The sequence below is a fragment of the Rhizorhabdus argentea genome, from assembly GCF_037861105.1.
In the GTDB taxonomy this organism is placed as follows: domain Bacteria; phylum Pseudomonadota; class Alphaproteobacteria; order Sphingomonadales; family Sphingomonadaceae; genus Rhizorhabdus; species Rhizorhabdus argentea.
Genome location: NZ_JBANFK010000002.1, coordinates 44,071 through 68,516 on the forward strand (window position 1 = coordinate 44,071; position 24,446 = coordinate 68,516).

Consider the following 24,446-nt stretch of genomic DNA (forward strand, 5'->3'; position numbering starts at 1 on the left):
GATGCGCCTTCTTCAACGCCATTCAAGCGGAAGTCGCTCTGGCTTCCTCTTGCGCGGCTCCCTATCATGCCATCATGCACGAACGCGTCGATCGGGAGAGAGAGCCGGGTAAGGCTGGCGGCATCACCAGGCGCAAGCTGCTGGTCGGCGGCGGGGCGGCGGCGGGTCTGCTGGTCGGCTGGGCGGTGTGGCCGCGTCATTATGCTCCCAATCTGGTCGCGGCGCCGGGCGAAAGCATCTTCAATGCTTTCCTCAAGATCGGTGCGGACGGGCGGGTCATCGTAGCCGTGCCGCAGGCGGAGATGGGGCAGGGCGTCTACACCGCGATGCCACAAATCCTGGCGGATGAACTGGGCGCCGACTGGCGCACCGTCGGCGTGGAGCCGGCGCCAATCAACCCGCTCTACGCCAACAGCATGCCGATCGACGCGGAGGTCGAGCATCGCCTGCCCGCATGGATGCAGGGGATTGGCCACTGGGCGGCGCGCGAGGTCGCGATGCGGAACAACCTGACGCTCACCGGGGCCTCTTCCTCGATCCGCAACTTCGAAACCCGGCTGCGCGAGGCGGGAGCGGCGGCACGCAGCCTCTTGTGCATGGCAGCCGCGGAACGCTGGGGCATCGACTGGAAAGCCTGCAACACCGAAGGAGGCTTCGTCGTGCGCGGGAGCGACCGGCTTCGCTTCGGCGAACTGGCCCAGGCAGCCTCTCGTCTCGTTCCGCCCAACCCGGTGACGCTCAGGACTGTGGCCGAGCGGACCTTGGTCGGTCAGTCGGTGCCTCGGCTGGATCTGCCGGCGAAGGTCGACGGATCGGCGCAGTTCGGCGCGGACGTCCGCTTGCCCGGCATGGTCTATGCGTCGATCGCGCATGGCCCCTATGGCGGCGCGCGTCCCGTCAAGATGACGACGGCCGATGCCGAGGCGACGCCGGGGGTGATGGCCGTGGTCACCAATCCGGGCTGGGTCGCCGTCGTCGGCACCAACTGGTGGGCCGCGGATCGCGGCCTGCAGGCGCTCGCCGTGGAGTTCGAAACATCGGGACCGCGCCCGGACGACCGCACCGTAGAGCGTGCACTGGCGGCGGCTCTCGATGGCGAAGACGTCAAGCGCTTCAGCGAGCGCGGCGATCCCGATGCGGCGTTGAGCGGGCCAAGCGTGATCAGTGCGAATTATTCGGCGCCGATGCTGGCGCACGCTCCGATGGAGACGCTGACCGCCACTGCGCGCTTCCAGGAGGACGAGCTCGAGATCTGGGCGCCGTTGCAGGCTGTGCCGTTGACTCGCACCGCGGTTGCGTCAGCCGTCGGCCTGGCCGAGCACCGCGTCATCATCTACCCCACGCTCATCGGGGGCGGATTTGGCCGCAAGACCGAGGTCGACGCCGCTGTCGAGGCGGCAATCCTGGCGCGCAAGATCGGCAAGCCGGTCCAGCTGGTCTGGCCACGCCGCGAGGATATCCAGCACAGCCGCTTCCGCCCGCCCGCCCTCGCGCGGATGAAGGCGCGCGTAGGTCCGGGTGGTTCGATCGCGGCCTGGTCCGCGAAAATCGCTGCGCCATCGACGGCGTCGGAGATGTTCGATCGGATTCTGGGCAAACCGGCGAAGGCCAGCTACGGGCCCGAGCGCGGCGCGATCGAAGGAGCGGTACCGCCCTATGCGATATCCGCGCTCGCCGTCGACCACGCGGCGGTCGCGACCGGGGTGCCGACCGGCGCGTGGCGGTCGGTCGCCAACAGCTATACCGCGTTCTTCACCGAGAGCTTCATCGACGAACTGGCGCTGAGCGCCGGGCTCGATCCTCTTTCCTTCCGGATGCAGGCGCTGAGCCAGCAGCCCCGGCTTGCGCGCTGCCTTCAGATGGCCGCTTCGATCGGGGCCTGGCAGGGGGGCGAGCCCGGCATCGGCCAAGGGCTGGCGGTGCACAGCTGTTTCGACAGCCATGTCGCGATTCTCGCCGAGGCCCGGGTCGAGGGCGACCGGATCAGGGTATCGACTATTACGGCGGTTGCCGATCTCGGCCGGGTCATCCATCCCGATATCGTCCGGCAACAGATCGAGGGCGGCGTCGTCTGGGGCCTCGCCAATGGCCTCGGCACGGCAATCTCTCTGCGGAATGGCATGGTGACCGCGCAGAATTTCGACGGCCTTGGCCTGCCCTCTCTCGCGGATACGCCGGAGATACGCGTGAAGATCATCGCCTCGGATCTGCCGCCCGGCGGTGCCGGTGAGATTGCGGTGCCGCCGGTTGCGCCGGCCATAGCCAACGCGGTCTTCGCCGCCACCGGCAAGCGTTTGCGTCATCTGCCGCTGAGGCTATCCGACGCATGAACCGATATCCCGACGGGCATCCCCGGGTGCCGACGCCGCAGATCGGCGTATTGCTCGTCAACCTGGGCACACCCGATGCCCCGACACCAGCGGCGGTGCGGCGCTATCTGGCCGAGTTCCTGTCGGACCCGCGCGTCGTCGAGATCCCGTCGCTGCTCTGGCAGCCGATCCTGCGCGGCATCATCCTGAACATCAGACCGCGCAGGTCGGCGCATGCCTATAGCCAGGTCTGGACCGAAGCCGGCTCGCCGCTGGCTGTGATCACCGTTCGGCAGGCATCGGCATTGAGCGAAAAATTCGGCGACAGGGTGATCGTCGATCACGCGATGCGCTACGGACAGCCGGCGATTGCCGAGAGGCTCGCCGCGCTGAAGGCGCAGGGCTGCGAACGGATATTGCTGGCGCCGCTCTATCCGCAATATTGCGGCGCTACGACCGCCAGCGTCACCGATGCCGCGTTTGCCGCCATCGCGGCGATGCGCTGGCAACCGGCCTTGCGCATCCTGCCCCCCTATCATGACCATCCGGCCTATATCGATGCGCTTGCCGCGTCGGTGCGCGACAGCCTGGCAAGCCTGGACTTCACGCCCGAAGCGATCGTCGCGAGCTTCCACGGCATGCCGCGACGGACACTCGAGCTCGGCGATCCCTATCACTGCCACTGCCACAAAACCGCCAGACTGCTGGGCGAGGCTTTGGGACGCGATCTGGTGATCTCCTTCCAGTCGCGCTTTGGACGGGCACGCTGGCTGGAGCCTTCGACCGAGGCGACCTTCGCCCGGTTGGGAGCGGAAGGCATCCGGCGGATCGCCGTCGTTGCCCCCGGCTTCGCAGCCGATTGCCTCGAGACGCTGGAAGAGCTCACGATACGAGGGAGCGAGCAATTCCGCTCCGCTGGAGGGGAGCGCTTCGCCTACCTGCCTTGCCTCAACGACAGCGCAGCCGGCATCGCCATGCTGGAACGGCTCATCGGGGGCGAACTGGAGGGCTGGTTGACGGCGGAAACAAAGGCTTTGGCTACCGACAAATACCTATAATTCGCGGTTTCGTTTCGCACCGTGAGGTTCTAGCATCGGCTCGAATCTAAGGGAGAGACGTGATGGCGCGTGTGGCAATCGTTACCGGCGGAACCCGTGGAATTGGCGAGGCGATCAGCCTCAAGCTGAGAGACGCCGGAATCTCCGTCGCCGCCAACTACGCCGGCAATGACGAACGCGCCAAGGCGTTCACGGCGGCGAGCGGCATCAGGAGCTACAAATGGGACGTCGCCGATCATCAGGCCTGCCTCGACGGGGTGCAACAAGTCGAGGCTGAACTCGGCCCCGTCGATATCCTCGTCAACAATGCCGGCATCACGCGCGACGGCATCATCCTGAAGATGAGCTATGACGATTGGAAAGCGGTCATCGACACCAATCTCGGCGGCTGCTTCAATATGGCGAAGGCGACCTTCCCCGGCATGCGCGCGCGCGGCTGGGGCCGTATCGTCAATGTCGGTTCGGTGAACGGCCAGGCGGGTCAATATGGCCAGGTGAACTATGCCGCTGCCAAGTCGGGTATCCATGGGTTCACCAAGGCGCTGGCACAGGAAGGCGCCAAGGCCGGGGTGACGGTCAACGCGATCGCGCCCGGCTATATCGACACCGATATGGTCGCCGCAGTCCCGCAGGAAGTGCTCGCCAAGATCATCGCCAAGGTGCCGGTCGGCCGCCTCGGCCATGCGGAGGAGATTGCCCGCGGTGTACTCTTCCTGTGTGCGGAGGATGCGGGTTTCGTCACCGGCTCGACGATGTCGCTCAACGGCGGGCAGCACATGTATTGAGGCCTTCGGGGGTGGCAGGTCCCGTCAAGCGTTCGGTCAACATAGCCGGGCATGCCACCTCCATCACGCTGGAGCCGATCTTCTGGGAAGCGCTCGTCCGTGCTGCGGCCGACGAAGCCCTGCCGCTGAACGCACTGGTGGCCCGGATCGATGCGGAGCGGGTTGCCGACGAGGATCTGCCAAATCTCGCCAGTGCGATCCGGGTATGGCTCTTCCGCAGGGCGGCCGCGATCGATTGAATCAGTAGAGCAAGCGCCGGTACAGCCCAGCCTCGGCCAGCACTTCGAGCACCTCGCCCCCGAGAAGTCTGGTCAGCGCGGCATGAACGTCATCGCCCATAGATCTGCTCCCGCAGACATAGATCGCGCTGCCCGCCAGCGCCCAGTCGAGCAAAGGCGCTTTTGCGTCCTCCAGTTGGTCGGTGACGAGCCGCGGTTCCTCGCCATCACCCGGAAAGACGAGATCGCAGCGCCCGAGGTGGCCGCTCGACACCCAGTCGGAGATCTCGACCGCCATCACCTGGTCATCGGCGCTGTTGCGATCCCCGAAGATCAGCCAATTGCGCGTGCCCGGCGGCCGGGATTTGATGTGCGCCCGCAAACCCGCGAGCCCGGTGGCGTTTCCGATCAGGATCAGCGGCACGGCGTCGGGAGGGGGCAAGAAGTCCGGCTCCTCGCGCAGGAGGAGCGCAACCTGCTGGCCGGTCTGGAGATCCTCGCACAGCCAGCGCGACCGGCGGCCCTCGTTGGGGCTGCTGCCCGGGCAAAGCCGGACCACCAAGTCGACCGCGTTCTCCGCGGGAAGCGATCCGACCATATAGTCGCCTGCCGGCGCCGCGGCGGAAGCAGGCTGCTCGAGAACCTCCGCGGCGGGTCCGCAATAAATGCGTGCGATGGCGCCAGCGCGCCATGCGGGCAACACGCCTTCGGGCACCAGCCGTAGCCGGAACAGCGGTCCGCCAGCCGAACCGGAATTGGCCAGATTGCGCTCGATCAAGCGCCATGGCGCGTAGAGGGGATGATCCGGGCGAGACACTGCGGGCGCGGGCGCGGTTATGGGCAGGACAGCCGCTGGGCGCGGTGATGGTGTTTGTGGTGCGCGTCGGGGCTCGGCGGGTTCGAATCCGCCCCTCCCGCGTGTACGCGGTACCAATATCGCCAGCACGATCACGAACAGGAGTATCGCAATGCCCGCCAGGGCGAGCATGATGTAGTTGAAGCCGCTCACCGGTACACCTGCCGGTGCCGTTCAAATGGCATCGACTGCATGGTGCATGTGGGGAAAGGAAATGCGGGGCCATCTCCCCTTGCAGTCATGCACATCGGCCGCTGCCTCCCATCAGCCGCAGGCGAGGGGCAATGGCCGAGGATCATGGCCGACCTCCCCCGCGATGGTCGGCAAATCATCCGAGGCGTCCCCTGCGCTCCCACAATAGGCGCGTAATACGCGGTGTGACAATGACTTAAGCTGATCAGGCGCGACCACCGCATCGGAGTGTGTCGAAAACGCTGTATGTCTCGGATCAGCCGGCTTTGTTACGGATGCGATCGGCATGTCCATTGAGGGGCCGGAATGATGTTCGTTGTCTATGCTGCGCAGCTGGTCCAGCCGCTGGCCTCGACCGCCGCAACCCTTCGCGCCTAGTTTGCCCGTAACGATTTCCGGCCCTCCCTGCAGCCGGTCGATCGTTGACGACTATGCGGCGAAGGCGCACCCTGATTCTATCAATATGGATGCGCGCTGCCGCTGCAGGGCGCAAGATTCCGTTGCTTTGCTGACCGTCCACCAATCGATGGAGTAAGCACATGCGCACCTTGCCTTTGATGTTCGCCGCCCTCGCCTTGACGGCAGCCGTCCCCGCCATGGCCGCCGCCGACGAGAATGCTCCGTCCTTCCAGAACGGAAGCGTTTGGGACTTCGGCCAGATCAAGACCCTGGACGGTCATTTCGACGACTATATGAGCTGGCTCTCGACGAAGTGGAAGCCGCAGCAGGAGGCGCTCAAGAAAGCCGGCTATATCCTGTCGTACAAGGTGCTGCTCGTCACCGATCCGCGCAAGGACGAGCCCGACATCATCCTCGCCACCGAATATGCCAACATGGCCGCGTTCGACCGATCGACCGCCGAGGTTTATGCGACCATGGCCAAGGTCAACGGCCCGCTGCCCCAGGCTTCGCAACAGCAGGCGGCCCGCGGCGCCATCCGCACCATCCTTGGCGACATGATGCTGCGCGAAGCGATTTTGAAATAGTCTGAAATGGCGGCGGCTCGATCGGGGCCGCCGCCCTGTCGTCTCAGGTCAGGAACGAGACGAGCCGGTCGGGATGGATCGGCAGGCCGTCATATCCGGCGATGAGGAACAACAGCCCGAAGCCGGCTGCCGTCCAGCTGATGCCGAGTACCGCCATGCTCTCCACCAGGGCGGCGATGGCCGCTACCGCCACCGCGATCGAAAGGAAGCCGTCGGACAGATCGAACTGATCGTCGCGATATCCCAGTCGGTCGTAGTCGGCCTGCGCTTCGATCGCCTGGCGCTTGAGCGTCGCTGACTCGTCATCATGGCGCGTCGCGGATGCTGCAGCATCGAGCGCGCCCTGCTGGGCTTTTTGGGCGGGGAACTGGCCAAGCAGCTCGGCGGCGATCCGCTGGTCGTGCGCCTTGATCCGGGTCGCCTGATATTCGTCCCAGCGATCGATCTTGTCCGCCTGTGCCGCCTGCATGGCCTGGACGATATTGTCGTCCTTGATCTTGCCGACCGCCATCGCGACCGACAGCAGCACCACAGTGATCGCCACCAGCCGATTGAGGCGGCGATCATTGCCTTCCGCCAACTCTGTCGCATCGCTCATAGGCCGTCCTTCTTACCCGTGCGGCGGCGAAACGGAAGAGCGACGTTCACCGCATCAGCAGGGTCCGCGCCTGAGCAGCGATCTGGGCGAGCATTGCGGCGGTCGGTGCGGCGGCCGAGCGAGCCCGGGCCACCGTCTGGCGGAACTGCTCCGCGCGTGCCTGATGCGCCTCCAGCCATTTGCTCACGGCAGCGGCCGGGCCGTTCCTGCCGCGGCGGGCCAGGAAATCGAGGCGGATCTGGCCGAACTCGCGGGTAAGCCCGGCGACCAGCAGGCGCTCCCAGGCGTCGGCGCTGCGGAAGCGCGCGGCGGCCGCCTTCGCCCAGTCGAGCCCGAGCGCCTCGCCCAGCACGACATAGGCGCGGGTGACGTCCACCTCGTCCGCCGAAAGCTCGCTCGCCAGCGCGGCCGTGCCGATCGCGCCGTCGAGTTCGGCGAGCCGGACGACGGCCTCGACCAGCGCCGGATCGACCGCATCGGCGGTGATCCGCTGGCGCAGCATGTCGGACTGCTGGCGCGCTTCGGTCTTGATCAGCTCGCCGCGCGCCTTGTCCAGCCTGGTGAGGCCGGGGCGGAGCATTGCCACCATCGTGCCGATGTCGGTGTCCGGCGCGATGCTGCGGAGCAGATCGGCAACGTGCGACCGCCCGATCTCGGCGAGGCTGTCGAGCAGGGTGAGCCGCGCCTGCTCGCCGATGACGGCGCGCTCGATCCGCTCGAACAGCGGCTCGAGATCAAGCAACGTGTCGACGGTGAAATAGGCCGCTGCAACCTGAGCCAGCGAGCAGCCTTCCTCCTCCGCCATCTCGAACGGTGCGACGATGCCGAGCCGGTTGATGACACGGTTCGACATCTTGGTGGCGATGATCTGCGGACGCAGCCGGTGGGCATCGATCGCATCCGCGTAATCCTTGCGCATCGCTGAAGGGAAGGCGGCGTGCAGCAGCGGTGTCAGCATCGGATCCGCGTTCCGGTCGCTGCTCTCGATCGCATCCTGCAGGGCGAGCTTTCCGTGCGATAGCACCACCGCCAGTTCCGGCCGCGTGAGGCCATGATGGTCCTGCGCACGCCGCAGCAGCATGTCGTTGCTGTCGAAGCCGTCCACGCTGCGATTGATCCGGCCGGTGGCCTCCAGGATCTCGACGACCCGAAGCTGGGACGGCAGCGCGTCGGCGCCGCCGCGTTCGGCAAGCGACAGCGCCAGCGTCTGGAGGCGGTTGTCCTCCAATACGATCTGGGCGACGTCGGCGGTCATCCGCTGCAGCAGATCGTTGCGCTGGTCGAAGTCGAGCCGGGCTTCGAGCATCTCGCGATTGAGCGCGATCTTGATGTTGACCTCGTTGTCGGAACAGTCGACGCCGGCCGAATTGTCGATGAAGTCGGTGTTGATTCGCCCGCCCTTGAGGCCGAAGGCGATGCGGCCGGCCTGGGTCACGCCGAGGTTGGCGCCCTCGCCAATCACCTTGGCCCGTACGTCTTCGCCATCGACCCGGTGCGCCTCGTTCGCGCGATCGCCGACCTCGGCATTGGTCTCGGACTTCGTCTTCACATAGGTGCCGATGCCGCCGAACCATAGCAGGTCGACCGGGCTCTTCAGGATCGCCGCGATCAGGGCGGACGGATCGAGCAGGTCGTCGCTGATGTCGAGCGCGGCCTTCATCTGCGCCGAGATCGGGATTTCCTTCTGGTCGCGCGGGAATATGCCGCCGCCCTTGGAAATCAGCCTGGCGTTATAGTCGGCCCAGCTCGATCGCGGCAGCGCGAACAGGCGCGCGCGCTCGGCATGGCTCTTCGCGGGATCCGGATCGGGATCGAGGAAGATATGGCGATGGTCGAATGCGGCGATCAGCTTGAGCGTCTTCGACAGCAACATGCCATTGCCGAACACATCGCCCGACATGTCGCCGCACCCGACGACGCGGATGACGTCGTTCTGCACGTCGATGCCCATCTCTGCGAAGTGCCGCTGCACCGAAACCCAGGCGCCGCGCGCGGTGATGCCCATCGCCTTGTGGTCGTAGCCGTGGCTGCCGCCGCTGGCGAACGCGTCGCCGAGCCAGAAGCCGCGTTCGATCGCGATAGCGTTGGCAACGTCGGAGAAACTGGCCGTGCCCTTGTCGGCGGCGACCACGAAATAGGGATCGTCGCCATCGCGAATGACGACCTTGGCCGGGTGCACCACCTTGTCCTCGACGATATTGTCGGTGACCGACAGCAGCGCTCGAATGAAGATCCGGTAGCTCTCGGTGCCCTCCGCAAGCCAGGCGTCGCGGTCGCCGGCCGGCGGGAGCTGCTTGGGATAGAAGCCGCCCTTGGCGCCGGTCGGCACGATCACGGCATTCTTGACGATCTGCGCCTTCATCAGCCCGAGCACTTCGGTGCGGAAGTCGTCGCGCCGATCGGACCAGCGCAGGCCGCCGCGGGCGATCGGACCGCCGCGCAGGTGGATGCCCTCGACCCGCGGCGAATAGACCCAGATCTCGCGCCACGGCAACGGCGCGGGCAGGCCCGGTACGCCGCTGGAGTCGATCTTGAAGGCAAGCGCCTCTGTGGCCGCCGGCGAGAAAGCGTTGGTGCGCAGCGTCGCGCGGACGACCGCGCGGTATCGGCGCAGCATGCGGTCGTCGTCGATTGCGCTGACCTTCTTGAGGCCGGCTTCGATCTCGCCATTGACGCGGTCCGCCTCGCCCTTGTCGCGGCGCGACGGGTGATGGAGGGCACGGAAATAGGCGATGATGCTCCGCGCCACGTCGGGCGCCTTCTTGAGCGACTCGACAGCCGTGCCGAGGCCGTAGGCGAAGCCGGTCTGCCGCAAATAGCGGAACCAGGCGCGGAACAGCACCGCTTCGTCCGGGGAGAGGCCCACCGTGACGATCAGCTCATTGAAGAGGTCGTTTTCAGCCCGCCCTTCTAGCGTTGCGGCGATCGCCGCTTCGGCGACGGTGCTGCGGTCGAGCACCGCGGAAGCCGTCGCGGCGTCGGCGAGATCCACGCGGAACTCGTGGACGAAATCGGTTCGGCCGCCGTCGAGCGCCGTGGGGATTTCCTCGAGAACCCGGAAGCCGAAATTCTCCAGCACCGGCACCGCCTCGGAGAGGGCGATCAGCCCTCCGCGTCGATAGATCTTGAGCCGCAGCCGGTTTTCGGGGTCCTTGTCGCTGCGGTAGAGGCGGCAGTTGCGCGCGTCGCCATCGGCCAGCGCCGCCAGCCGCAGGATATCGCTGGCGGCTTCGGCGGGGCTCGAATGGGTGCGGTAGCCGCTCGGAAAGGCCGCGGCATAGTCGATCGCAAGCCGCACCGCGCGGCTGCGCGGCTCGATTTCGGCCAGCCGCGCCTCGACCGCCGGTTCCCAACCGCGCAGCATCTCGGTCAGTCGCGCGTCGAGCGGCGCGCTGTCCGGATCCTCGGCCCCAGGCGGCAGATCGAGCATGTAGCGGATCTGAGCGATATCGCCTTCGCCCAGGTGCAGCGACCAGTTCGACAGAGTCGCGCCCGACGCTTCGGTCAGCATCTCGCCGATTGCGACGCGGCGCGCCGTCGTCAGAAGTTCGCGCGGCAGCCAGACGATTGCAATGAGATGTTCGCCGAGGGTGGAGCGCGCTATCTCGAGGCGCGGGCGGGGCCGGTCGATCAGCGACATCGCGGTCAGCGCAACCCGTTCGAGCGCCTCGGCGGGCAAGGTGAGCATCAGGTCGGCTGACAGTTCCGACAAAGCGTGGTGGAGCGATTTGCCGGCATGACCCCTGGGATCGAAGCCGAGCCGCTCCTCAATCGCGGCCACGCGGGTCCGCAGCAGCGGGATCTCGGCCGTCGGCGCGCGCAGCGCGGCACTGGTCCACAAGGCGGCGTGGATCGAGAGCGCGACCACCTCCTTGCCCCGGCGCACCGGCACGACGACGAGGTCGAGCGGCGAGCGGCGGTGGACGGTGGAGCGGCAGTCGCTCTTGAGCAGCAACGGCGCAGCGCCGCCCTGCTCGAACCAGGCGATGGCCGCCTTCGCCGTCTGGTCGCGCCAGAGCCCGCGGTCGGACACGCGCAATATGCCCAGCTTGTCGCGCGGCTCGCCCTTCACTGGCGCGACGTGATGGCCCAGCAGCGTGAGGTTGCCGTCCAGCATCCAGCGCAACAGCGCCGCGCCTTCGCCATCGGGCAACCGTTCGGCATCGTCGCGCATCGCGACCTGCAGTTGCGGCCAGTCGCGCACGGCGGCGCGGACATCGGCCAGCACGGCGGCGATGGCCTGGGCAAGTTCCTGCCGCTCGCGCGCGTCGACCCGCTCGGCCTCGAGATAGATCAGCGATTCGCGGCGCTCGCCGGTCGATCCCTGCGGAAGCACCGCCGACAGATTGCCGTCCTCGTCGCGGCGGACCGCGGCGACCGGGTGAAGCAGCCGGCGTATCTCGATCCCATGGGCGGCGAGGGTGGCGGATACCGAGTCGACGAGGAACGGCATATCGTCATTGACCACCGCGATCCGCATGAGCCGGTGCCCGTCGGCATGGCCGGCGATGCTCTGGATGGCGATGACCGGATGGCCGGGCTGCCGCCGCAACGCGGTCTGGGCGAGATAGGCCGCCGCCTGGGCGAGTTGCTCATCGTCGAGATCCGCGAGTTCGCCGGGCAGGGCGCCCGCGGTCAGCGCCTTCTGGAAGGTATCGGTGAAATCATTCTTGTCCGGTGCCGTGCGCACCGTGGTCTTGCTGTCCATGAAGCACCGCTCCTGCTTCCCCTGTCCCGGCTCGGGCCGGGCTGCTCGGATGGGGATGACGGCTCGATATGGACCCGTGGCATGGCGGCCACAAGCAGTCGGCATCGTTCGTCCGACATTCGCAATGGACGTGCGGATAGTCGCCCGCGCCGGTCATTCCTGACCGTGACGGCGTCCGAGGCCAACTTTGTCAGGCGATGAAGCGCTGCAGCGCCTTGTCCACAAGGCCGCGCTCGATGATCGGGCGCGAAACGATCGCCACCTTTCCGTCGGCTTCACGCCGGGCGACGAGCAGCATGATGTCGCCCTCGACATCGCCGAGGTCGACGATCGCGCGGGGCAGGGCGCTGCCCAGCATCATCCTTGCGGACTGGACCCGATCGACCTTCAGGGCAGGGCGGCGCTCGCCGCGCTCGGCGGCGACTACAGCCTTGATCCCGCCGGCGAGGCCGGCCAGCCATTGCTCTACCTGGCCGGCGGCAAGGCACAGCCGGCGGGCGTGGGTGAGCACCGCGGCGAACTCGGTGAGTCGCTTGCGGTCATAATCGCGGCCGAACACCAGCTTGACGATCGGCGTCATCGGTGCGCGCGCCTGCGGCACGATGCCGGCGCCGGCGAGCAGCGACGCAAGGCCGTCCGGGTCCATTTCGGCGGCCAGCGCGACGTCATAGGCGAAGGAGAGAGCACGATAGAGCGCGTGGCGGGTGCGGCCTTCGCAGTCGCGCGCCTCGCCCGCCAGGGCGCGTGCATCGTCGACCAGCTCGGCAAGTGCGGGAAGTTCGCCCGCGACCGCCACGGCGGCGTGGTCGCTGGTGGTGACGAGCTCGGTAGGCGTGCGCGCAGGCCCGGCAAAGGCGGTGGTCACCGCCTCGAGGATATCGGGTGCCAGCGTCTGTTCCGCGGCTTCCTTCCAGTTGATCACGCCGTGGATCAGATCGATCAGCTTGCCGTTCGACGAATAGGGCATCAGGATACCGCGATACAGCATCGGCTGGCCACGTTGGCTGATGAACTCGGCCTCGAAGCCGACGGGCGCGCGGTTGTCGAGTATCTCGCTATAATGGCCGGTCAGGCGCGACAGTACGGTGCGGGCCGGGACGTCCGCGACCGATTCGATGTCCGCCGTCAGTCCGCCTTCCTCGCGCAACGCGCGACCGAGATAGGCGATCGTCGGATTGACCCGGTCGACCGAGAAGTCGAGCAGTACCGAATAGGCGCCGAACTCGCCGAGCGCCTCCGAATCGAGATCGGCGATTGCCGGATAATCACGGCCATCGAGCAGCGACAGCCACATTTCATAGGCGCGGACATGCATGCGCCGCTCATCGGCGCCGATCATCGGCGGCATATCCATGCAGGGTTCATCGGCGGCGGGAAAATCCCACTCCGCGAGATCCTCTGCATTGAACGAGCGATAATCTTCCATGTTCGGGCCCCTGGCACAGCGGCGCCCCTGTTCCCGCAGGACGCCATATGACCGCGACCATGCCCGTAGCGGGTTGAGGATTGGTAAAGGCGGCGAAATCCTTTCGAGGCCACCGCGACCGGGCGCTTGAACAAGCCGGCAACCGCTGTTAATGGCCGCCCTCCGGTTAGCCGCTTTAGCTCAGTTGGTAGAGCATCGCATTCGTAATGCGGGGGTCACAGGTTCGAGTCCTGTAAGCGGCACCATCCACCACAAAATCGTTGAAAAACAACCGTTTAATCAACGGTCGAGTCGTGACTGCGGCACACGGGTGTCGCACACGAAGCCCCCAAAAACGGGGTCAACTATCTCAGATAATTCAAGAAAGCCCGACGCGAACTGTATCACACATAAGATGCACAGGCGCTTCTCAGGGCTTTGGCGTCGAGGCGCAATTTATCAATATCGCGTCCGCATTCCGGCCGATCTGCGGCAGGTAGTCGGCGCCACGCATGTGAACCGTTCCCTCCGCACAGCTTCATTTCCCGTCGCGACACGGTTGGTCAGGACGATGGCTTACGAGGTCGAGCGACATTTTGAAGATGTGCGGTCTGCTATGAGAGGGGAGGGGATTGATCAGGCTACGACTTCACCACCGGTCGGTGCTGCACGAGCGATCTTTCAGCCCCCCAAGCTCGAACCGCGAGATGTGCCTCCGCCCGTCACTGCTGCCGAAGCCTGCGAGCGGTATCTCGGCGACCCTACGTCTCGTCGAACCGCTAAGAGCCTGCACCTCTATCGAACGACCTTCGCAACCATCCTAGCGATAATCGGGCCTGATATTCCGCTCGTCTCGATCACGCGCGAAGTTTGTCGGAATGTCCTTTCCGTGCTTCGCGACCTTCCACCAAACGCACGCAAGAGGTGGCCCAAGCTTTCGCCTCAGGAGGCGGTAGCGAAGGCGCGATCGGAGGGAATCTCATCAATGAGTTCCGCCAATTGCAACGAATATATGAATAAATTTTCGACGCTGCTTAATTGGGCTGTGCGCGAAGAAATCGTCACGCGGAATCCGGCAAGGGGCTTACGCGTCGCTGAGACCGTCGCGGCCCGTGATAAGCGGCTCCCATTCTCATCCGATCAGCTAACACGCATGTTCAATGCGCCGCTATACAGGGGTTGTCGTAATGACCAAAACGGCTACGCTCAGGTTGGCCCTGAACGGCCAAGAAGGGCGAGGTTCTGGATACCTCTGATCGCCCTGTTTTCCGGAATGAGGCAAGGCGAGATATGCCAGCTTCTCACTTCGGATATCCAAGAAGTCGATGGCGTTATATGCTTCGCCGTTTGCGCCGACGAGGCGGATGCAAAGCATTTGAAAACAAGCGCCAGCGCTCGCCTCGTGCCTGTCCATCCGATGCTAATTCGTATTGGCTTTGCCAGATATGTCGCGGCTCGGCAAGGCGCGGCCGACGTGAGGCTTTTCCCAGAGCTAATGCCGGACCGATATGGGCGATATTCAGGAAAATTCTCGGTGTGGTTCGCTCGTTATCTAGTTTCCTGCGGAGCAAATGCAGAGCGAACCTGCTTCCACTCGGCCCGGCATTCGTTTCGCGACGCTCTTCGAGCAGCGAGGGTGGAGCGCGAAGTCGCTCTTACTCTTGGTGGATGGGGCACCTCGTCCGGCTCGGCAGCGGGTGCGGTTGCTGATCAGTATGGCAAAGGCTTTAGCGCAGATCACCTCCACAAAGCCATCTCGATGATCTGCTATCCAGACTTGGACCTGACTCACCTCTATGATTTTGGGGACGCCCCACAGCGAAATAATAGCGGCGGAATACGATTCGAGGCCGAAATCGGGCCAGTTGGCTCGAACCGGCCTCATCCACTCTTTTAAGGCGTGTAGGGCTGATACTGGACAATAAAATTAACATTAATTGTTCCGCTCCAGTTTGCATCATTGTCATCGAAAATGACATCGAACTGGATATTCTTATTGTCGATTATCTTCGACTGAGTTGAAACAAATCTCTTGATATAGCTACCATCGTGTTTCTGCTCATCACCACCTGCTGTGTATGCGGCCCCAGGTACGATCACGACCTTGCCACCGGTGATCGTGCCAGCCTCTTTAAGTGTGCCGGTGCAGACTGCATGATTGCTGTTGTCCATAAACAGAACACCGGGACCAGGGTCCTGATGGATGTTTATTTGCACTCGTGCGGATGACGCTTGACCGTAACCGTTTGGAAGCCGGTCATTAGCATTCATCTGCGCGTCCATGTGGGGGTTATAACACGATATTGAAATCGGATTTGCTTGGCCTTGAGTGGCGATGAACCCGGCCGCAATGAGCGCCGCTAGGTTTGTGCGTATCATGCGACAACTCCTTCCGGTTAATTCCGTCTCGTTAGCACTCGATGCAAATCGGAGTCGCGAGTATGCTCGAAATCTCCTTTGGTGATAACTGCGAAATCGAGGTAGCGCGTACTCAATTCGAGTGAGGAAAAGACGTAGTTAACACGGAAGCAGGACAGTAGTGCGTACCGACTAGAATAGCCTACGGCGCCGTGTGGTTGATATTCTTAGGCGGGCAAGTAGAGCTAAACATCATGGCTCGTCTAGCCTACTTTTCCAGACCGCACATCTTCAAAATGTCGCTCGACCTCGTAAGCCATCGTCCTGACCAACCGTGTCGCGACGGGAAATGAAGCTGTGCGGAGGGAACGGTTCACATGCGTGGCGCCGACTACCTGCCGCAGATCGGCCGGAATGCGGACGCGATAAGGTCGCGGACGCAAAAGGTCTCTATCTCCTGGTGCAGCCTAGCGGCTCCCTCCTCTGGCGTTTCCGGTTCAGGAAATTCGGGGTCGAGAAGAACTTTCCTTCGGCTCGTTCCCGGACGTCTCGTTGCAGGACGCCCGCAAGGCGCGCGACGAAGCACGCAATCAGCTTGAGGAAGGTATCGATCCGGTTGAAGAAAAGCGCCAGCGCAAGCTGGAGGCGGAGATGGCCGCGAAGACGACATTCAAGCTGGTCGCTGACGAATATATCCAGAAGATCGAGCGGGAGACGGCCGGCCCGCGTTCGCACAAAGGCTATGCCCGTCAGCAAACATGGTCATCTCCGAGTGCACTCGGTTCACCGAGGAAATGACGAATCGATTTGCTATTGGCAAATTTCTGTTGCGCCACGCGTGCGCCGGGGGCTAGGCGGTGGCACTACGTGTCGGCGCGGCCTAACTCGTCTTAGCCGAGGACTTCGCTGGAGCATCACATTGCGCGAATACATTGCCGGATTTGGCAACCACGTCTCAACCGAGGCGATCGCCGGCGCCCTTCCGCTGGGCAGAAACTCGCCGCAGAAGGTTCTGTTCGGCCTCTACGCGGAACAGCTTTCCGGCACGGCATTCACGGCGCCACGCAGTGAAAATCGGCGCAGTTGGCTCTATCGCATTCGGCCCGCTGCGAGCCACGGGCCCTTTTCGGTTTACGAGAAGAACGCACGCTTCAATTCTGGCCCGTTCGCCACTCCGACACCGCCAAACCGGCTCCGTTGGGATCCCATTCGGGCGACCGAGGGCCCCGTTGACTTCATCGACAGCCTCGTGACGATTGGCGGCAACGGCGATGTGGCAGCGGGCGCGGGAATGGGTATCCACCTGTTTTCCGCCAGCCGCGACATGGACCGCCGCGCCTTCTTCTCCAGCGACGGCGAAATGCTGATCGTCCCCGCATCCGGCAGGATGGAAATCAAGACCGAACTCGGTGTCATCGAGATAGAGCCGCAACAGATTGCGGTCATCCCACGTGGCGTGCGGTTCAGCGTTTCCTTGCCGGATGGCGCGGCAAGCGGCTATGTCTGCGAAAATAATGGCGCTCTGTTGCGCCTTCCTGACCTTGGCCCGATCGGAGCCAACGGATTGGCCAATCCTCGCGATTTCGAGGCACCCGTCGCCTCGTTCGAGGACATCGACGAGCCGTTCGAGATTGTGCAAAAATTCTGCGGCCGCCTGTGGACCACGACGCTGGACCATTCGCCGTTCGATGTGGTTGCCTGGCACGGCAATCTCGCGCCGTATCGATATGATTTGAGCCGGTACAACAGCATCAACACGGTGAGCTACGACCATCCCGATCCGTCAATATTCACCGTCCTGACCAGCCCGAGCGACATGCCGGGGACAGCCAATATTGACTTCGTCATTTTCCCGCCGCGCTGGATGGTGGGCGAGGACACGTTCAGGCCGCCCTGGTTTCACAGGAACGTCATGAGTGAGTTCATGGGGCTAATTCACGGATCCTATGATGCGAAGGACGTTGGCTTCCGGCCCGGCGGCGCCTCGCTGCACAATTGCATGAACGGCCATGGCCCGGACAGGGCCAGTTACGAAAAGGCCGTTGCGGCGGACCTGAAACCGCACAAGATCGAAAATACGATGGCGTTCATGTTCGAAAGCCGCTTCATCATCTGTCCGACCGCGCAGGCGCTGGGCCTTCCTGAATGCCAATCCGACTATGATGAAGTCTGGTCCGGATTTACCAAGGCGGAGTTGCCAAAATGACCAGGCCAGCGATTGACGAAACCCATGATCCACTGAGGACGAGCTGGATCGAAAGCGCGAATCGACATGCCTGTTTCCCCATCCAGAACCTTCCCCTGGGGATCTTCTCGGTAGCCGGAGACACGCCGCGCGGCGGCATTGCCATCGGTGATTTGATTCTCGATTTGAAGGCACTTGCCGCATCGCAACTTCTGCAGGGCGATGCGCAACTTGCAGCTGAAGCGGCAGCAGGATCGCAACTCAACGCGCTGCTCGAAATGGGGGCGCAAGCTCGGATCGCGCTGAGGAAGGCGGTTTCGGCCCTGCTGTCGAACGCGGACCAGAGTGCGCGGGTTGTCCCGATGCTTATCGCCCAGTCCGCCGCGGCGATGCACTTGCCCGGACGGATCGGCGACTACACGGACTTCTACGTCGGTATCCATCATGCGACCAATATCGGATCGATGTTTCGGCCCGACAATCCGCTGCTTCCCAATTACAAGCATATACCGATCGGCTATCACGGACGCGCGTCCTCCATCCGTCCATCGGGCACTGCGGTTCAGCGACCGACCGGCCAGCGCAAGGCTTTGGAGGCGGAAATGCCCTTTTTCGGGCCGACGCAGAAACTCGATTACGAACTCGAACTGGGCGTATGGATCGGGCCGGGCAACGAGCTTGGCCAGCCGATCCCCATTAGCGAAGCAAGCGCGCACATTGCCGGCCTCTGCCTGCTGAACGACTGGTCAGCGCGGGACTTTCAGGCATGGGAATACCAGCCTTTGGGGCCGTTCGTGGCGAAGAACTTCCTGACCACCATCTCCCCATGGATCATAACGGCCGAAGCGCTCGCGCCTTTCCGCATCCCGCAGCCGGCGCGTCCCGAGAGTGATCCCAGACCGCTCCCCTATCTGTGGGATGAGGTCGATCAGGCGCATGGCGCATTAGCGCTCACCTTGGAAGTCGGCGTGCGAAGCAAGGCCATGGCGGCCTCCGGAATGAATATCTATCGCATCGGCCGTGGCCCGGCATCCAACATGTACTGGACGATCGCGCAGATGGTCGCGCATCACACGTGCAACGGATGCAATCTCCAGGCCGGCGACCTGCTCGGCACGGGCACCATATCGGCTTCGACGAGTGACGGTCTGGGAAGCCTGATGGAGATCACGCGCAATGGGTCCACGCCGATAGAACTGCCCACGGGCGAAAGCCGGGCCTTCCTCGAAGGTGGCGATGAGTTGATCCTCACCGCGACGTGCGAGGCGGACGGCTTCGTTTCGATCGGGTTTGGGGAGTGCACCGGCCTGATCCACGACGGCGGCGTCGCGCCGTGATCCTCCACGGTTACTGGCGGTCCAGCGCGTCCTATCGTGCCCGGATCGCGCTTGGCCTCAAGGGCTTGTCGTTTGGCCAGATCACGCATGATCTGCGGACATCCGCCCACAAGAGCGCCGACTATGGCGTCATCAATCCGCAGCATCTCGTGCCGGCGCTGGAGACAGACAACGGGAATGTCCTGATTCAAAGTCCGGCAATTCTCGAATGGCTGGAAGAACGATATCCGTTGCCACCATTGCTACCAGACTCCAGTGACGATCGCGCCATTGTCCGCACAATGGCCGCCATGATCGGCTGCGACATTCATCCGCTGAACAATTTACGTGTCCTCGATTATCTCAAGGTGGATCTGAACGTGCAGCAGCATCAAATCGATGCGTGGATCGCACGCTGGATCGGCGAGGGGTTTTCAGCGCTTGAAAAAATGCTGGCGCGTTATTCCGGCGCCTTTGCGTTCGGCGATACGCCGACGCTGGCCGATTGCTACCTCGTCCCACAGGTCTATTCCGCTCACCGTTTCAAGGTCGACCTGAGTCCTTTCCCTCTAGTGCAAAAGGTGAGCGGCGCGGCAGAGCTGGTGTCGGCATTCGGCGCTGCCCATCCTGCAGCCCAGCCGGACGCCGACATTTCCTAGGCCGTGCGGGTAAACGCCAGCAGCGCTTCGGCCGGGCTGTTGGCGCCCTGCGCCTCCAATGCCGCTCTCGATCCGATGATCATGGCGACCAATATGCACTCGCCATTCCGCAAGACTGGCGCCGCGATCGATGATAATCCCGGGACCGGGCTTTCGATCATGACCGCATAGCCGGACCGGCGGATCTGAGCGATGGCTGAATCGAACGCCTCCTTTGCGCCGTCCCCGGTTACGCTGGCCAGTTCAAAGGCAAGGCGTTCCGTCACCGCAGGCGAGGTGTCGAACGCGCCGAAAATTCTTCCGGCAGCAGAGCTGAGAATATTGAATGTCGTGCCCGGCCGAAGGTTGGTATTGACGACCTGACTGGAGTCATGGACGCGATAGACCGTGGGCGCGACCGGTCCCCACACCAGCAATGCGAGCATGACACCGAGCGAATGCGCGAAATCCGGGGCCAGAGCGTTGATTTTCGACATGGGATCAAAGGTCGCCATCCGCGCGCTGGCCAGCCGGTTGGTCGCGGGGCCAAGGATATATCGGCCGCTCGTCGGCTCCTGCTCCACCAGCTCGGCTCTGCGAAAACTGGTCAGATAGGCATGGGCCTGAGCGGCGCCGATTTTGGCTTCATAAGCAAGATCCCGCAGCATCATCGGCGAACCCGACCGCATAAGGGCAAGCAACAACCTGTTCCCTACCTCGACAGACTGGATGCCCCGTCCCGCGCTTTTGCTCATCTATTTCGGCTCACGCTGGTCTGAGTTCCGGACGTCATGCGAAGCTGGCGGGACGTTGATATCCCGCTCTGGCGGAAATCGCGTTCGCCAGGTCAATGACCCCGCGAACCAATGCGGCGGAGGGGTCGAGATTGAAGGAAAGCGCCGGTCCGATCACCGTGATTGCGCCCGTCAATTCGCCTCCCGTTTCGAATATCGGCGCGCATATCGCGCTGATGCCGGGGATAGGGTCCGATGTTGTCGTCGCATAGCCATGTTCACGAATTTTCAGCAGTTCTGATTTGATCGACTTGAAATCGGAGATCGAGCCGACAATGCGCGATGGGAATTTCTCTGCTTTCTGAGCCCTGATCGCTTCAACGATGATCTCGGCTCCGAGATTGGCGCAGAATATTCGGCCAGTTGCCGAACCCGTCAGCGAAAAGACCGTCCCTGGCCGAAGCGCCGTGTGAATCTGATCCGAACCCTCGTGCATTTGTACGACGGTCGGTCCATAGGCGCCCCAGACCGTTATAGCGACCGACATTGCCGTCTCAGCTGCAAATTGCGCGGCCGCCTCGCCAGCGGCTTTCAGTGGGTCGAAGCTGCGCAATCGGGCCAACCCCAGTTGCAACGCAAGAGGTCCCAAGCGGTAGCGGCCGGACTCTTCATCCTGCTCGACGAGATTGCAGCGACGGTAACTCACGAGATATGGATGCGCCTGAGCCGACGCAATGCCGGCTTCCAGAGCGATGTCGCGCAACATCACAAGGTCGCCCGCGGCCGCGATCGCCTCCAATATACGGGCGCCGACCTCTATCGACTGAACTCCGCGCCCTTCAGCACCCACGCGAACACCCTTACCTCCGGCGTGGGGCGATGCTTCCCCCTCCCGGCCAAAACCCGATTTGACGTCAGCAGCATCAACCCCGCGCCATCGCAGCGTCAAGGCCTTATGGCAAGGATAGCTTCTGTCGCTAGCGCTGAAGCCGCCCAATATAATGGCCCCCATGTCCACTTAGAGGCGGGTTGGATCCGGATCAATTCAGTGCGTGTTTATGTTCTCGCGAGCGCGATATAACGCGCATCGTAACGAGGTTTGCTAGCGCAGCAGCGATAAGGAACGGCGCGAGACCGGCAAGCCCGATACGCAGCGATTCTGTTCCATGGCTGGAATGCAGCCAATCGCTCGACATGCCGACATATAAGGGCCCAATCCCCATCCCGACGAGGTTGACCATCAGTAGCTGAAGCGCGGCCGCTGTACTCCGCTGGGACGCGTTGACCGAGTTCTGGATGAAGCTCACCGCCGGCGTAAGGTAGGCACCGGCGCAGCCAAGGCTCAATCCCATCAAGGGCAATGCGATTTGCCAGCGCTGAGCCGAGAGACCAATGATGAGGAACGGCACGGCGGCTATCATCGCTCCACCGCTGACCCAGGAATAGGCCCGCTTGTCACGCGCCCCCCACCGATCTGCGAAAAGGCCACTGAGCCAGGTGCCAGCGCCCATCGCAATTGCAATGGTGAGGCTCAGATAGATGCTCACCTCGGTCAAGCTCATGCCGAGAACCCGGATCATGTAAGCTGGCATCCAGGCCATCAATGCGTAATTTGGAATCCCCCCGATCGCACATGCCATGGCGGTCGAAATGATCGCCGGCGTGCGGAAGAAAATCTTCGAGGTTTCGAGGAGCGATGCTTTGGGTTGGATCGCCCCACCATCCATCGCGCCGCGCTGCGGTTCCGGCACCAGGCAAATCAGCAGCAGCGCAAGTGCAAGACCGGGAATACAGACAATGAGCAAGCTCGTTCGCCAGCCCCATTGCGCCGCCGACCATCCTGCAAGCCCAGAACCCAGCGCAAGGCCAAATGGAACTCCAAGGGAAAAAACCGCCAGCGCTCGCGCGCGCTCGGCGGGGGGGAAGAGATCGGAAATAATCGAATAGGATGGCGCAACCCCGCCGGCTTCGCCCAGACCGACGCCGATCCGCGCAGCGGCGAGCTGGACGAAATTCGTCGCCAGTCCACAGGCCGCGCAAGAGATGCTCCACAGCGAACAGGCAACGGCAAGCACCTTGACCCGCGAAACCCGGTCCGCCAGCGCCGCCACCGGCAGACCGAAGCCGGTGTAGAATATGGCGAAAGCGAAACCGCTGATCATCCCCAATTGCGTATCGCTCAAGCGTAGATCCAGCTTGATCGGTTCGGCCAGAACCGACACGACCTGACGATCCATGAAGTTGAACGTGTATATTACGCAGAGCAACGCCAGAGCCGCGCGGGAGTTGCGAATTTTCATCAGCGCCGCTTAGCTTGGCGGAGCGCTTCGGCCAGCACCGCGTTATCGCCGATGTGATTGGACAGTATTAGGATGAGCCTTGCATTGAGAACTGCGCTCTCTTGTTCATCAAGCCCTTCGTGTAACGCGATAAGTTCTGCATAGAAATCATCGACATGGTCGATGTTCGGTGTTTTCGATAATGCAATGCTCATTGGGGTCAACCTCCACGTATTGCAGCTCGTTCATATGCCGATTGGATCTGTTCGATGGTCGGATTGCGCCAGCGCGCGGCGACATACTGGTCCGGCCGCACGAGATAGGCAGACCCTGGCTTGAGATCGTAGCGGGACGCGACCATGCCATGGGGATCGCTCCGTTCATCCAGGACGATGATGCGCAGTCCAGGCGCGCGGGGCACGCTTTCATCGGCAGCGAGAAGAACGAAATCTCCATCCAGCAACTGCATCAGCCAGCCATCATCGATCGGCGCGTCCACGAGGACATGGCCTGGCGCAACGCCACGCCATTCATCCTCCTGCTGGTCGGGTTGGCTCAAGGGCGAATCCGGATATGCGACGGCCGTCGACAGGCGCCCAGAATTGACGAAGGGGCGCGCCCATGCGTGGTCCTTTGCCAGCTCCAGGACGGCATCGCGAAATGCCCGGCTGATCCCGGACTTGGGCGTGAGAAAATCGGTCGAGCGCGTCGAATTGAGAATATTCTCATCGGCGGTAACGATCGCTTCGTGGTTGTAGGTTTCGAGCAACCCGCGCGTGGCCGTGCCAGCAAGGACCCGATCCAGCTTCCAGGCAAGATTGTCCGCATCTGCGACCCCGCCATTGCAGCCACGCGCACCGAACGGCGACACCAGATGTGCAGAGTCGCCTGCAAAAATGACGCGATCATGGACAAAGCGTGCCATGCGCCGGCACTGGAAGGTATAGACGCTGTACCATTCCTGCTCGAATTCCACATCCTCTCCCAGCATACCGCGAACCAGGGGGTCGACATTCTCTGGACGGATGCACTTTTCTCGATCGATGTTCCAGCCGAGCTGAAAATCCAGACGCCAGACATCGTCGGGCTGCTTGTGCAAGAGCGCGGAACGGCCAGGATTGAAAGGGGGATCGAACCAGAACCAGCGCTCCGAGGGACGGGCCTGCTTCAATCTGACGTCAGCAATCAGGAAATTGTCCTCGAAGATGCGGCCGTCGAAATCCAGGCCCATCATCGCGCGGACAGGAGAATTGTGGCCGTCGCAAGCAACCGCGTAGGGCGCGTCGACGGCATAGCCGCCGTCAGGACAGTCGACCTCCACCGAGACGCGGTCGTCAAATTGCCTGAGGCCACTCACTTCGTGACCCCAGCAAATCGTGACGGTGGGAACGTTAGATAGCGCGTCGATGAGTATATCTTCGCAATGATATTGCTGCAGGTTGATGAATCCTGGCATCTCCTGATGCTTCAATGGCAGCATGTCGAAGGTGAATACAGGCTCGGCGCTATCACCCCAGAACACCTTGCCGACGTTCCATGCGACACCTTTCGCGACCATCTTTTCGGCCACGCCGAGACGGTTCCAGATATCAATCGACCGTTTCGAGAAGCAGATCGCCTTCGAGCCTGCGGCAACGAAGTCCCGCTTGTTGAGCACCAGCACCCGCCGGCCCTTTCGACCAAGGTCGAGCGCCAACGTCAGCCCGACAGGGCCGCCGCCGACAATGATGACTTCGAAATCGCGCCGCCCGTCATTCAGGGGTGTTGCGCCTATAGTGCGCCAGACGGGAATGCCGTCCCGCGTCAATATATCGGGCATTT

At 63.1% G+C, this 24,446-nt stretch carries 21 protein-coding genes, 1 tRNA gene and 1 pseudogene; 12 read left to right on the top strand and 11 right to left on the bottom strand.

Annotated features, from left to right (window positions below):
• Positions 1-74: 74 nt before the first annotated feature.
• The 4 genes from AAC645_RS01780 (at position 75) to AAC645_RS01795 (ending at position 4,391) form a co-directional block, all read left to right on the top strand.
• Positions 75-2,330: a xanthine dehydrogenase family protein molybdopterin-binding subunit gene (locus AAC645_RS01780; protein ID WP_340313392.1), complete on the top strand. Its 2,256-nt coding sequence runs from the start codon at positions 75-77 to the stop codon at positions 2,328-2,330.
• Complete coding sequence (gene hemH / locus AAC645_RS01785) at positions 2,327-3,367, top strand: ferrochelatase (protein ID WP_340313393.1); 1,041 nt, start codon at positions 2,327-2,329, stop codon at positions 3,365-3,367. Before AAC645_RS01780 ends, hemH begins: the two co-directional genes overlap by 4 nt.
• Positions 3,368-3,429: 62 nt before the next feature.
• Complete coding sequence (gene phbB / locus AAC645_RS01790; protein ID WP_340313394.1) at positions 3,430-4,152, top strand: acetoacetyl-CoA reductase; 723 nt, start codon at positions 3,430-3,432, stop codon at positions 4,150-4,152.
• A gap of 11 nt (positions 4,153-4,163) precedes the next feature.
• Entirely contained in the window at positions 4,164-4,391 is a 228-nt protein-coding gene (locus AAC645_RS01795) for a ribbon-helix-helix domain-containing protein (RefSeq protein WP_340313395.1), read from the top strand.
• A gap of 1 nt (position 4,392) precedes the next feature.
• Here AAC645_RS01795 and AAC645_RS01800 read toward each other — a convergent pair whose 3' ends face one another.
• A complete protein-coding gene (locus AAC645_RS01800) occupies positions 4,393-5,379 on the bottom strand; it encodes a ferredoxin reductase domain-containing protein (RefSeq protein WP_340313396.1) in 987 nt (328 codons plus the stop codon).
• Between the two features lie 578 nt (positions 5,380-5,957).
• Here AAC645_RS01800 and AAC645_RS01805 point away from each other — a divergent pair.
• Entirely contained in the window at positions 5,958-6,404 is a 447-nt protein-coding gene (locus tag AAC645_RS01805) for a hypothetical protein (RefSeq protein WP_340313397.1), read from the top strand.
• A gap of 43 nt (positions 6,405-6,447) precedes the next feature.
• On the opposite strand, the gene AAC645_RS01810 is transcribed toward AAC645_RS01805, so the two are convergent.
• The 3 genes from AAC645_RS01810 to AAC645_RS01820 form a co-directional block, all read right to left on the bottom strand.
• Complete coding sequence (locus AAC645_RS01810) at positions 6,448-7,002, bottom strand: DUF4337 family protein (protein ID WP_340313398.1); 555 nt, start codon at positions 7,000-7,002, stop codon at positions 6,448-6,450.
• A 46-nt stretch (positions 7,003-7,048) separates the two neighbouring features.
• The gene (locus AAC645_RS01815) at positions 7,049-11,710 is read right to left on the bottom strand and encodes an NAD-glutamate dehydrogenase (RefSeq protein WP_340313399.1); all 4,662 of its coding nucleotides are present in this window, start codon (positions 11,708-11,710) and stop codon (positions 7,049-7,051) included.
• Between the two features lie 190 nt (positions 11,711-11,900).
• Positions 11,901-13,136 (bottom strand): PAS domain-containing protein, encoded by a 1,236-nt coding sequence (locus tag AAC645_RS01820; RefSeq protein ID WP_340313400.1) that lies wholly within the window; start codon positions 13,134-13,136, stop codon positions 11,901-11,903.
• Positions 13,137-13,305: 169 nt separating this feature from the next.
• Between AAC645_RS01820 and AAC645_RS01825 the strand changes: the two genes are divergently transcribed.
• From AAC645_RS01825 to AAC645_RS01830, 3 genes and pseudogenes are all read left to right on the top strand, one after another.
• Positions 13,306-13,381: transfer RNA gene (locus AAC645_RS01825), tRNA-Thr, on the top strand.
• Positions 13,382-13,530: 149 nt separating this feature from the next.
• Positions 13,531-13,713 (top strand): annotated as a pseudogene (locus AAC645_RS20355) (DUF6538 domain-containing protein); the annotation flags it as partial.
• A 387-nt stretch (positions 13,714-14,100) separates the two neighbouring features.
• Positions 14,101-15,012, top strand: coding sequence for a site-specific integrase (locus AAC645_RS01830; RefSeq protein ID WP_340313401.1), 912 nt, complete (start codon positions 14,101-14,103; stop codon positions 15,010-15,012).
• Here the strand turns inward: AAC645_RS01830 and AAC645_RS01835 are convergent.
• Positions 15,009-15,494, bottom strand: a complete 486-nt coding sequence (locus tag AAC645_RS01835; protein ID WP_340313403.1) for a hypothetical protein — start codon at positions 15,492-15,494, stop codon at positions 15,009-15,011. The two genes, AAC645_RS01830 and AAC645_RS01835, sit on opposite strands and share 4 nt — an antisense overlap.
• A gap of 242 nt (positions 15,495-15,736) precedes the next feature.
• Complete coding sequence (locus tag AAC645_RS20360; protein WP_422785787.1) at positions 15,737-15,850, bottom strand: hypothetical protein; 114 nt, start codon at positions 15,848-15,850, stop codon at positions 15,737-15,739.
• A gap of 175 nt (positions 15,851-16,025) precedes the next feature.
• Here AAC645_RS20360 and AAC645_RS01840 point away from each other — a divergent pair, with 175 nt between their 5' ends.
• The 4 genes from AAC645_RS01840 to maiA all read left to right on the top strand — a co-directional run bounded on the left by AAC645_RS01840 (position 16,026) and on the right by maiA (position 19,633).
• The gene (locus AAC645_RS01840; protein WP_340313405.1) at positions 16,026-16,271 is read left to right on the top strand and encodes a hypothetical protein; all 246 of its coding nucleotides are present in this window, start codon (positions 16,026-16,028) and stop codon (positions 16,269-16,271) included.
• Positions 16,272-16,404: 133 nt separating this feature from the next.
• Complete coding sequence (hmgA, locus tag AAC645_RS01845) at positions 16,405-17,679, top strand: homogentisate 1,2-dioxygenase (RefSeq protein WP_422785788.1); 1,275 nt, start codon at positions 16,405-16,407, stop codon at positions 17,677-17,679.
• Positions 17,676-18,995 carry a fumarylacetoacetase gene (fahA, locus tag AAC645_RS01850; protein WP_340313408.1) on the top strand — a complete coding sequence of 440 codons (1,320 nt, stop codon included), beginning with the start codon at positions 17,676-17,678 and terminating at the stop codon, positions 18,993-18,995. The genes hmgA and fahA overlap by 4 nt, the downstream gene beginning before the upstream one ends.
• Entirely contained in the window at positions 18,992-19,633 is a 642-nt protein-coding gene (gene maiA / locus AAC645_RS01855; RefSeq protein WP_340313409.1) for a maleylacetoacetate isomerase, read from the top strand. The genes fahA and maiA overlap by 4 nt, the downstream gene beginning before the upstream one ends.
• On the opposite strand, the gene AAC645_RS01860 is transcribed toward maiA, so the two are convergent.
• The 5 genes from AAC645_RS01860 to AAC645_RS01880 are packed head-to-tail and all read right to left on the bottom strand — an operon-like array spanning position 19,630 to position 24,444.
• Entirely contained in the window at positions 19,630-20,367 is a 738-nt protein-coding gene (locus AAC645_RS01860; RefSeq protein WP_340313411.1) for an IclR family transcriptional regulator, read from the bottom strand. The genes maiA and AAC645_RS01860 overlap by 4 nt on opposite strands.
• A gap of 34 nt (positions 20,368-20,401) precedes the next feature.
• Positions 20,402-21,358: an IclR family transcriptional regulator gene (locus AAC645_RS01865; protein ID WP_340313683.1), complete on the bottom strand. Its 957-nt coding sequence runs from the start codon at positions 21,356-21,358 to the stop codon at positions 20,402-20,404.
• A gap of 28 nt (positions 21,359-21,386) precedes the next feature.
• On the bottom strand, positions 21,387-22,646 hold the full coding sequence (locus tag AAC645_RS01870; RefSeq protein ID WP_340313413.1) for a spinster family MFS transporter: 1,260 nt from the start codon (positions 22,644-22,646) through the stop codon (positions 21,387-21,389).
• Entirely contained in the window at positions 22,646-22,840 is a 195-nt protein-coding gene (locus AAC645_RS01875; RefSeq protein WP_340313415.1) for a DUF2783 domain-containing protein, read from the bottom strand. The genes AAC645_RS01870 and AAC645_RS01875 overlap by 1 nt, the downstream gene beginning before the upstream one ends.
• 5 nt (positions 22,841-22,845) lie before the next feature.
• The gene (locus tag AAC645_RS01880; protein WP_340313684.1) at positions 22,846-24,444 is read right to left on the bottom strand and encodes an FAD-dependent oxidoreductase; all 1,599 of its coding nucleotides are present in this window, start codon (positions 24,442-24,444) and stop codon (positions 22,846-22,848) included.
• Positions 24,445-24,446 lie beyond the last annotated feature (2 nt).

Bases quoted from the DNA above. Each gene is read 5' to 3' on its own strand.
- AAC645_RS01820 (WP_340313400.1), bottom strand. From the start codon at position 13,136: ATGGAAGATTATCGCTCGTTCAATGCAGAGGATCTCGCGGAGTGGGAT.
- AAC645_RS01780 (WP_340313392.1), top strand. From the start codon at position 75: ATGCACGAACGCGTCGATCGGGAGAGAGAGCCGGGTAAGGCTGGCGGC.
- fahA (WP_340313408.1), top strand. From the start codon at position 17,676: ATGACCAGGCCAGCGATTGACGAAACCCATGATCCACTGAGGACGAGC.
- AAC645_RS01805 (WP_340313397.1), top strand. From the start codon at position 5,958: ATGCGCACCTTGCCTTTGATGTTCGCCGCCCTCGCCTTGACGGCAGCC.
- AAC645_RS01830 (WP_340313401.1), top strand. From the start codon at position 14,101: ATGAGTTCCGCCAATTGCAACGAATATATGAATAAATTTTCGACGCTG.
- AAC645_RS01865 (WP_340313683.1), bottom strand. From the start codon at position 21,358: ATGGGGGCCATTATATTGGGCGGCTTCAGCGCTAGCGACAGAAGCTAT.
- AAC645_RS01835 (WP_340313403.1), bottom strand. From the start codon at position 15,494: ATGATACGCACAAACCTAGCGGCGCTCATTGCGGCCGGGTTCATCGCC.
- AAC645_RS01860 (WP_340313411.1), bottom strand. From the start codon at position 20,367: ATGAGCAAAAGCGCGGGACGGGGCATCCAGTCTGTCGAGGTAGGGAAC.
- phbB (WP_340313394.1), top strand. From the start codon at position 3,430: ATGGCGCGTGTGGCAATCGTTACCGGCGGAACCCGTGGAATTGGCGAG.
- hemH (WP_340313393.1), top strand. From the start codon at position 2,327: ATGAACCGATATCCCGACGGGCATCCCCGGGTGCCGACGCCGCAGATC.
- AAC645_RS01810 (WP_340313398.1), bottom strand. From the start codon at position 7,002: ATGAGCGATGCGACAGAGTTGGCGGAAGGCAATGATCGCCGCCTCAAT.
- AAC645_RS01880 (WP_340313684.1), bottom strand. From the start codon at position 24,444: ATGCCCGATATATTGACGCGGGACGGCATTCCCGTCTGGCGCACTATA.
- AAC645_RS01815 (WP_340313399.1), bottom strand. From the start codon at position 11,710: ATGGACAGCAAGACCACGGTGCGCACGGCACCGGACAAGAATGATTTC.
- AAC645_RS01870 (WP_340313413.1), bottom strand. From the start codon at position 22,646: ATGAAAATTCGCAACTCCCGCGCGGCTCTGGCGTTGCTCTGCGTAATA.
- AAC645_RS01875 (WP_340313415.1), bottom strand. From the start codon at position 22,840: ATGAGCATTGCATTATCGAAAACACCGAACATCGACCATGTCGATGAT.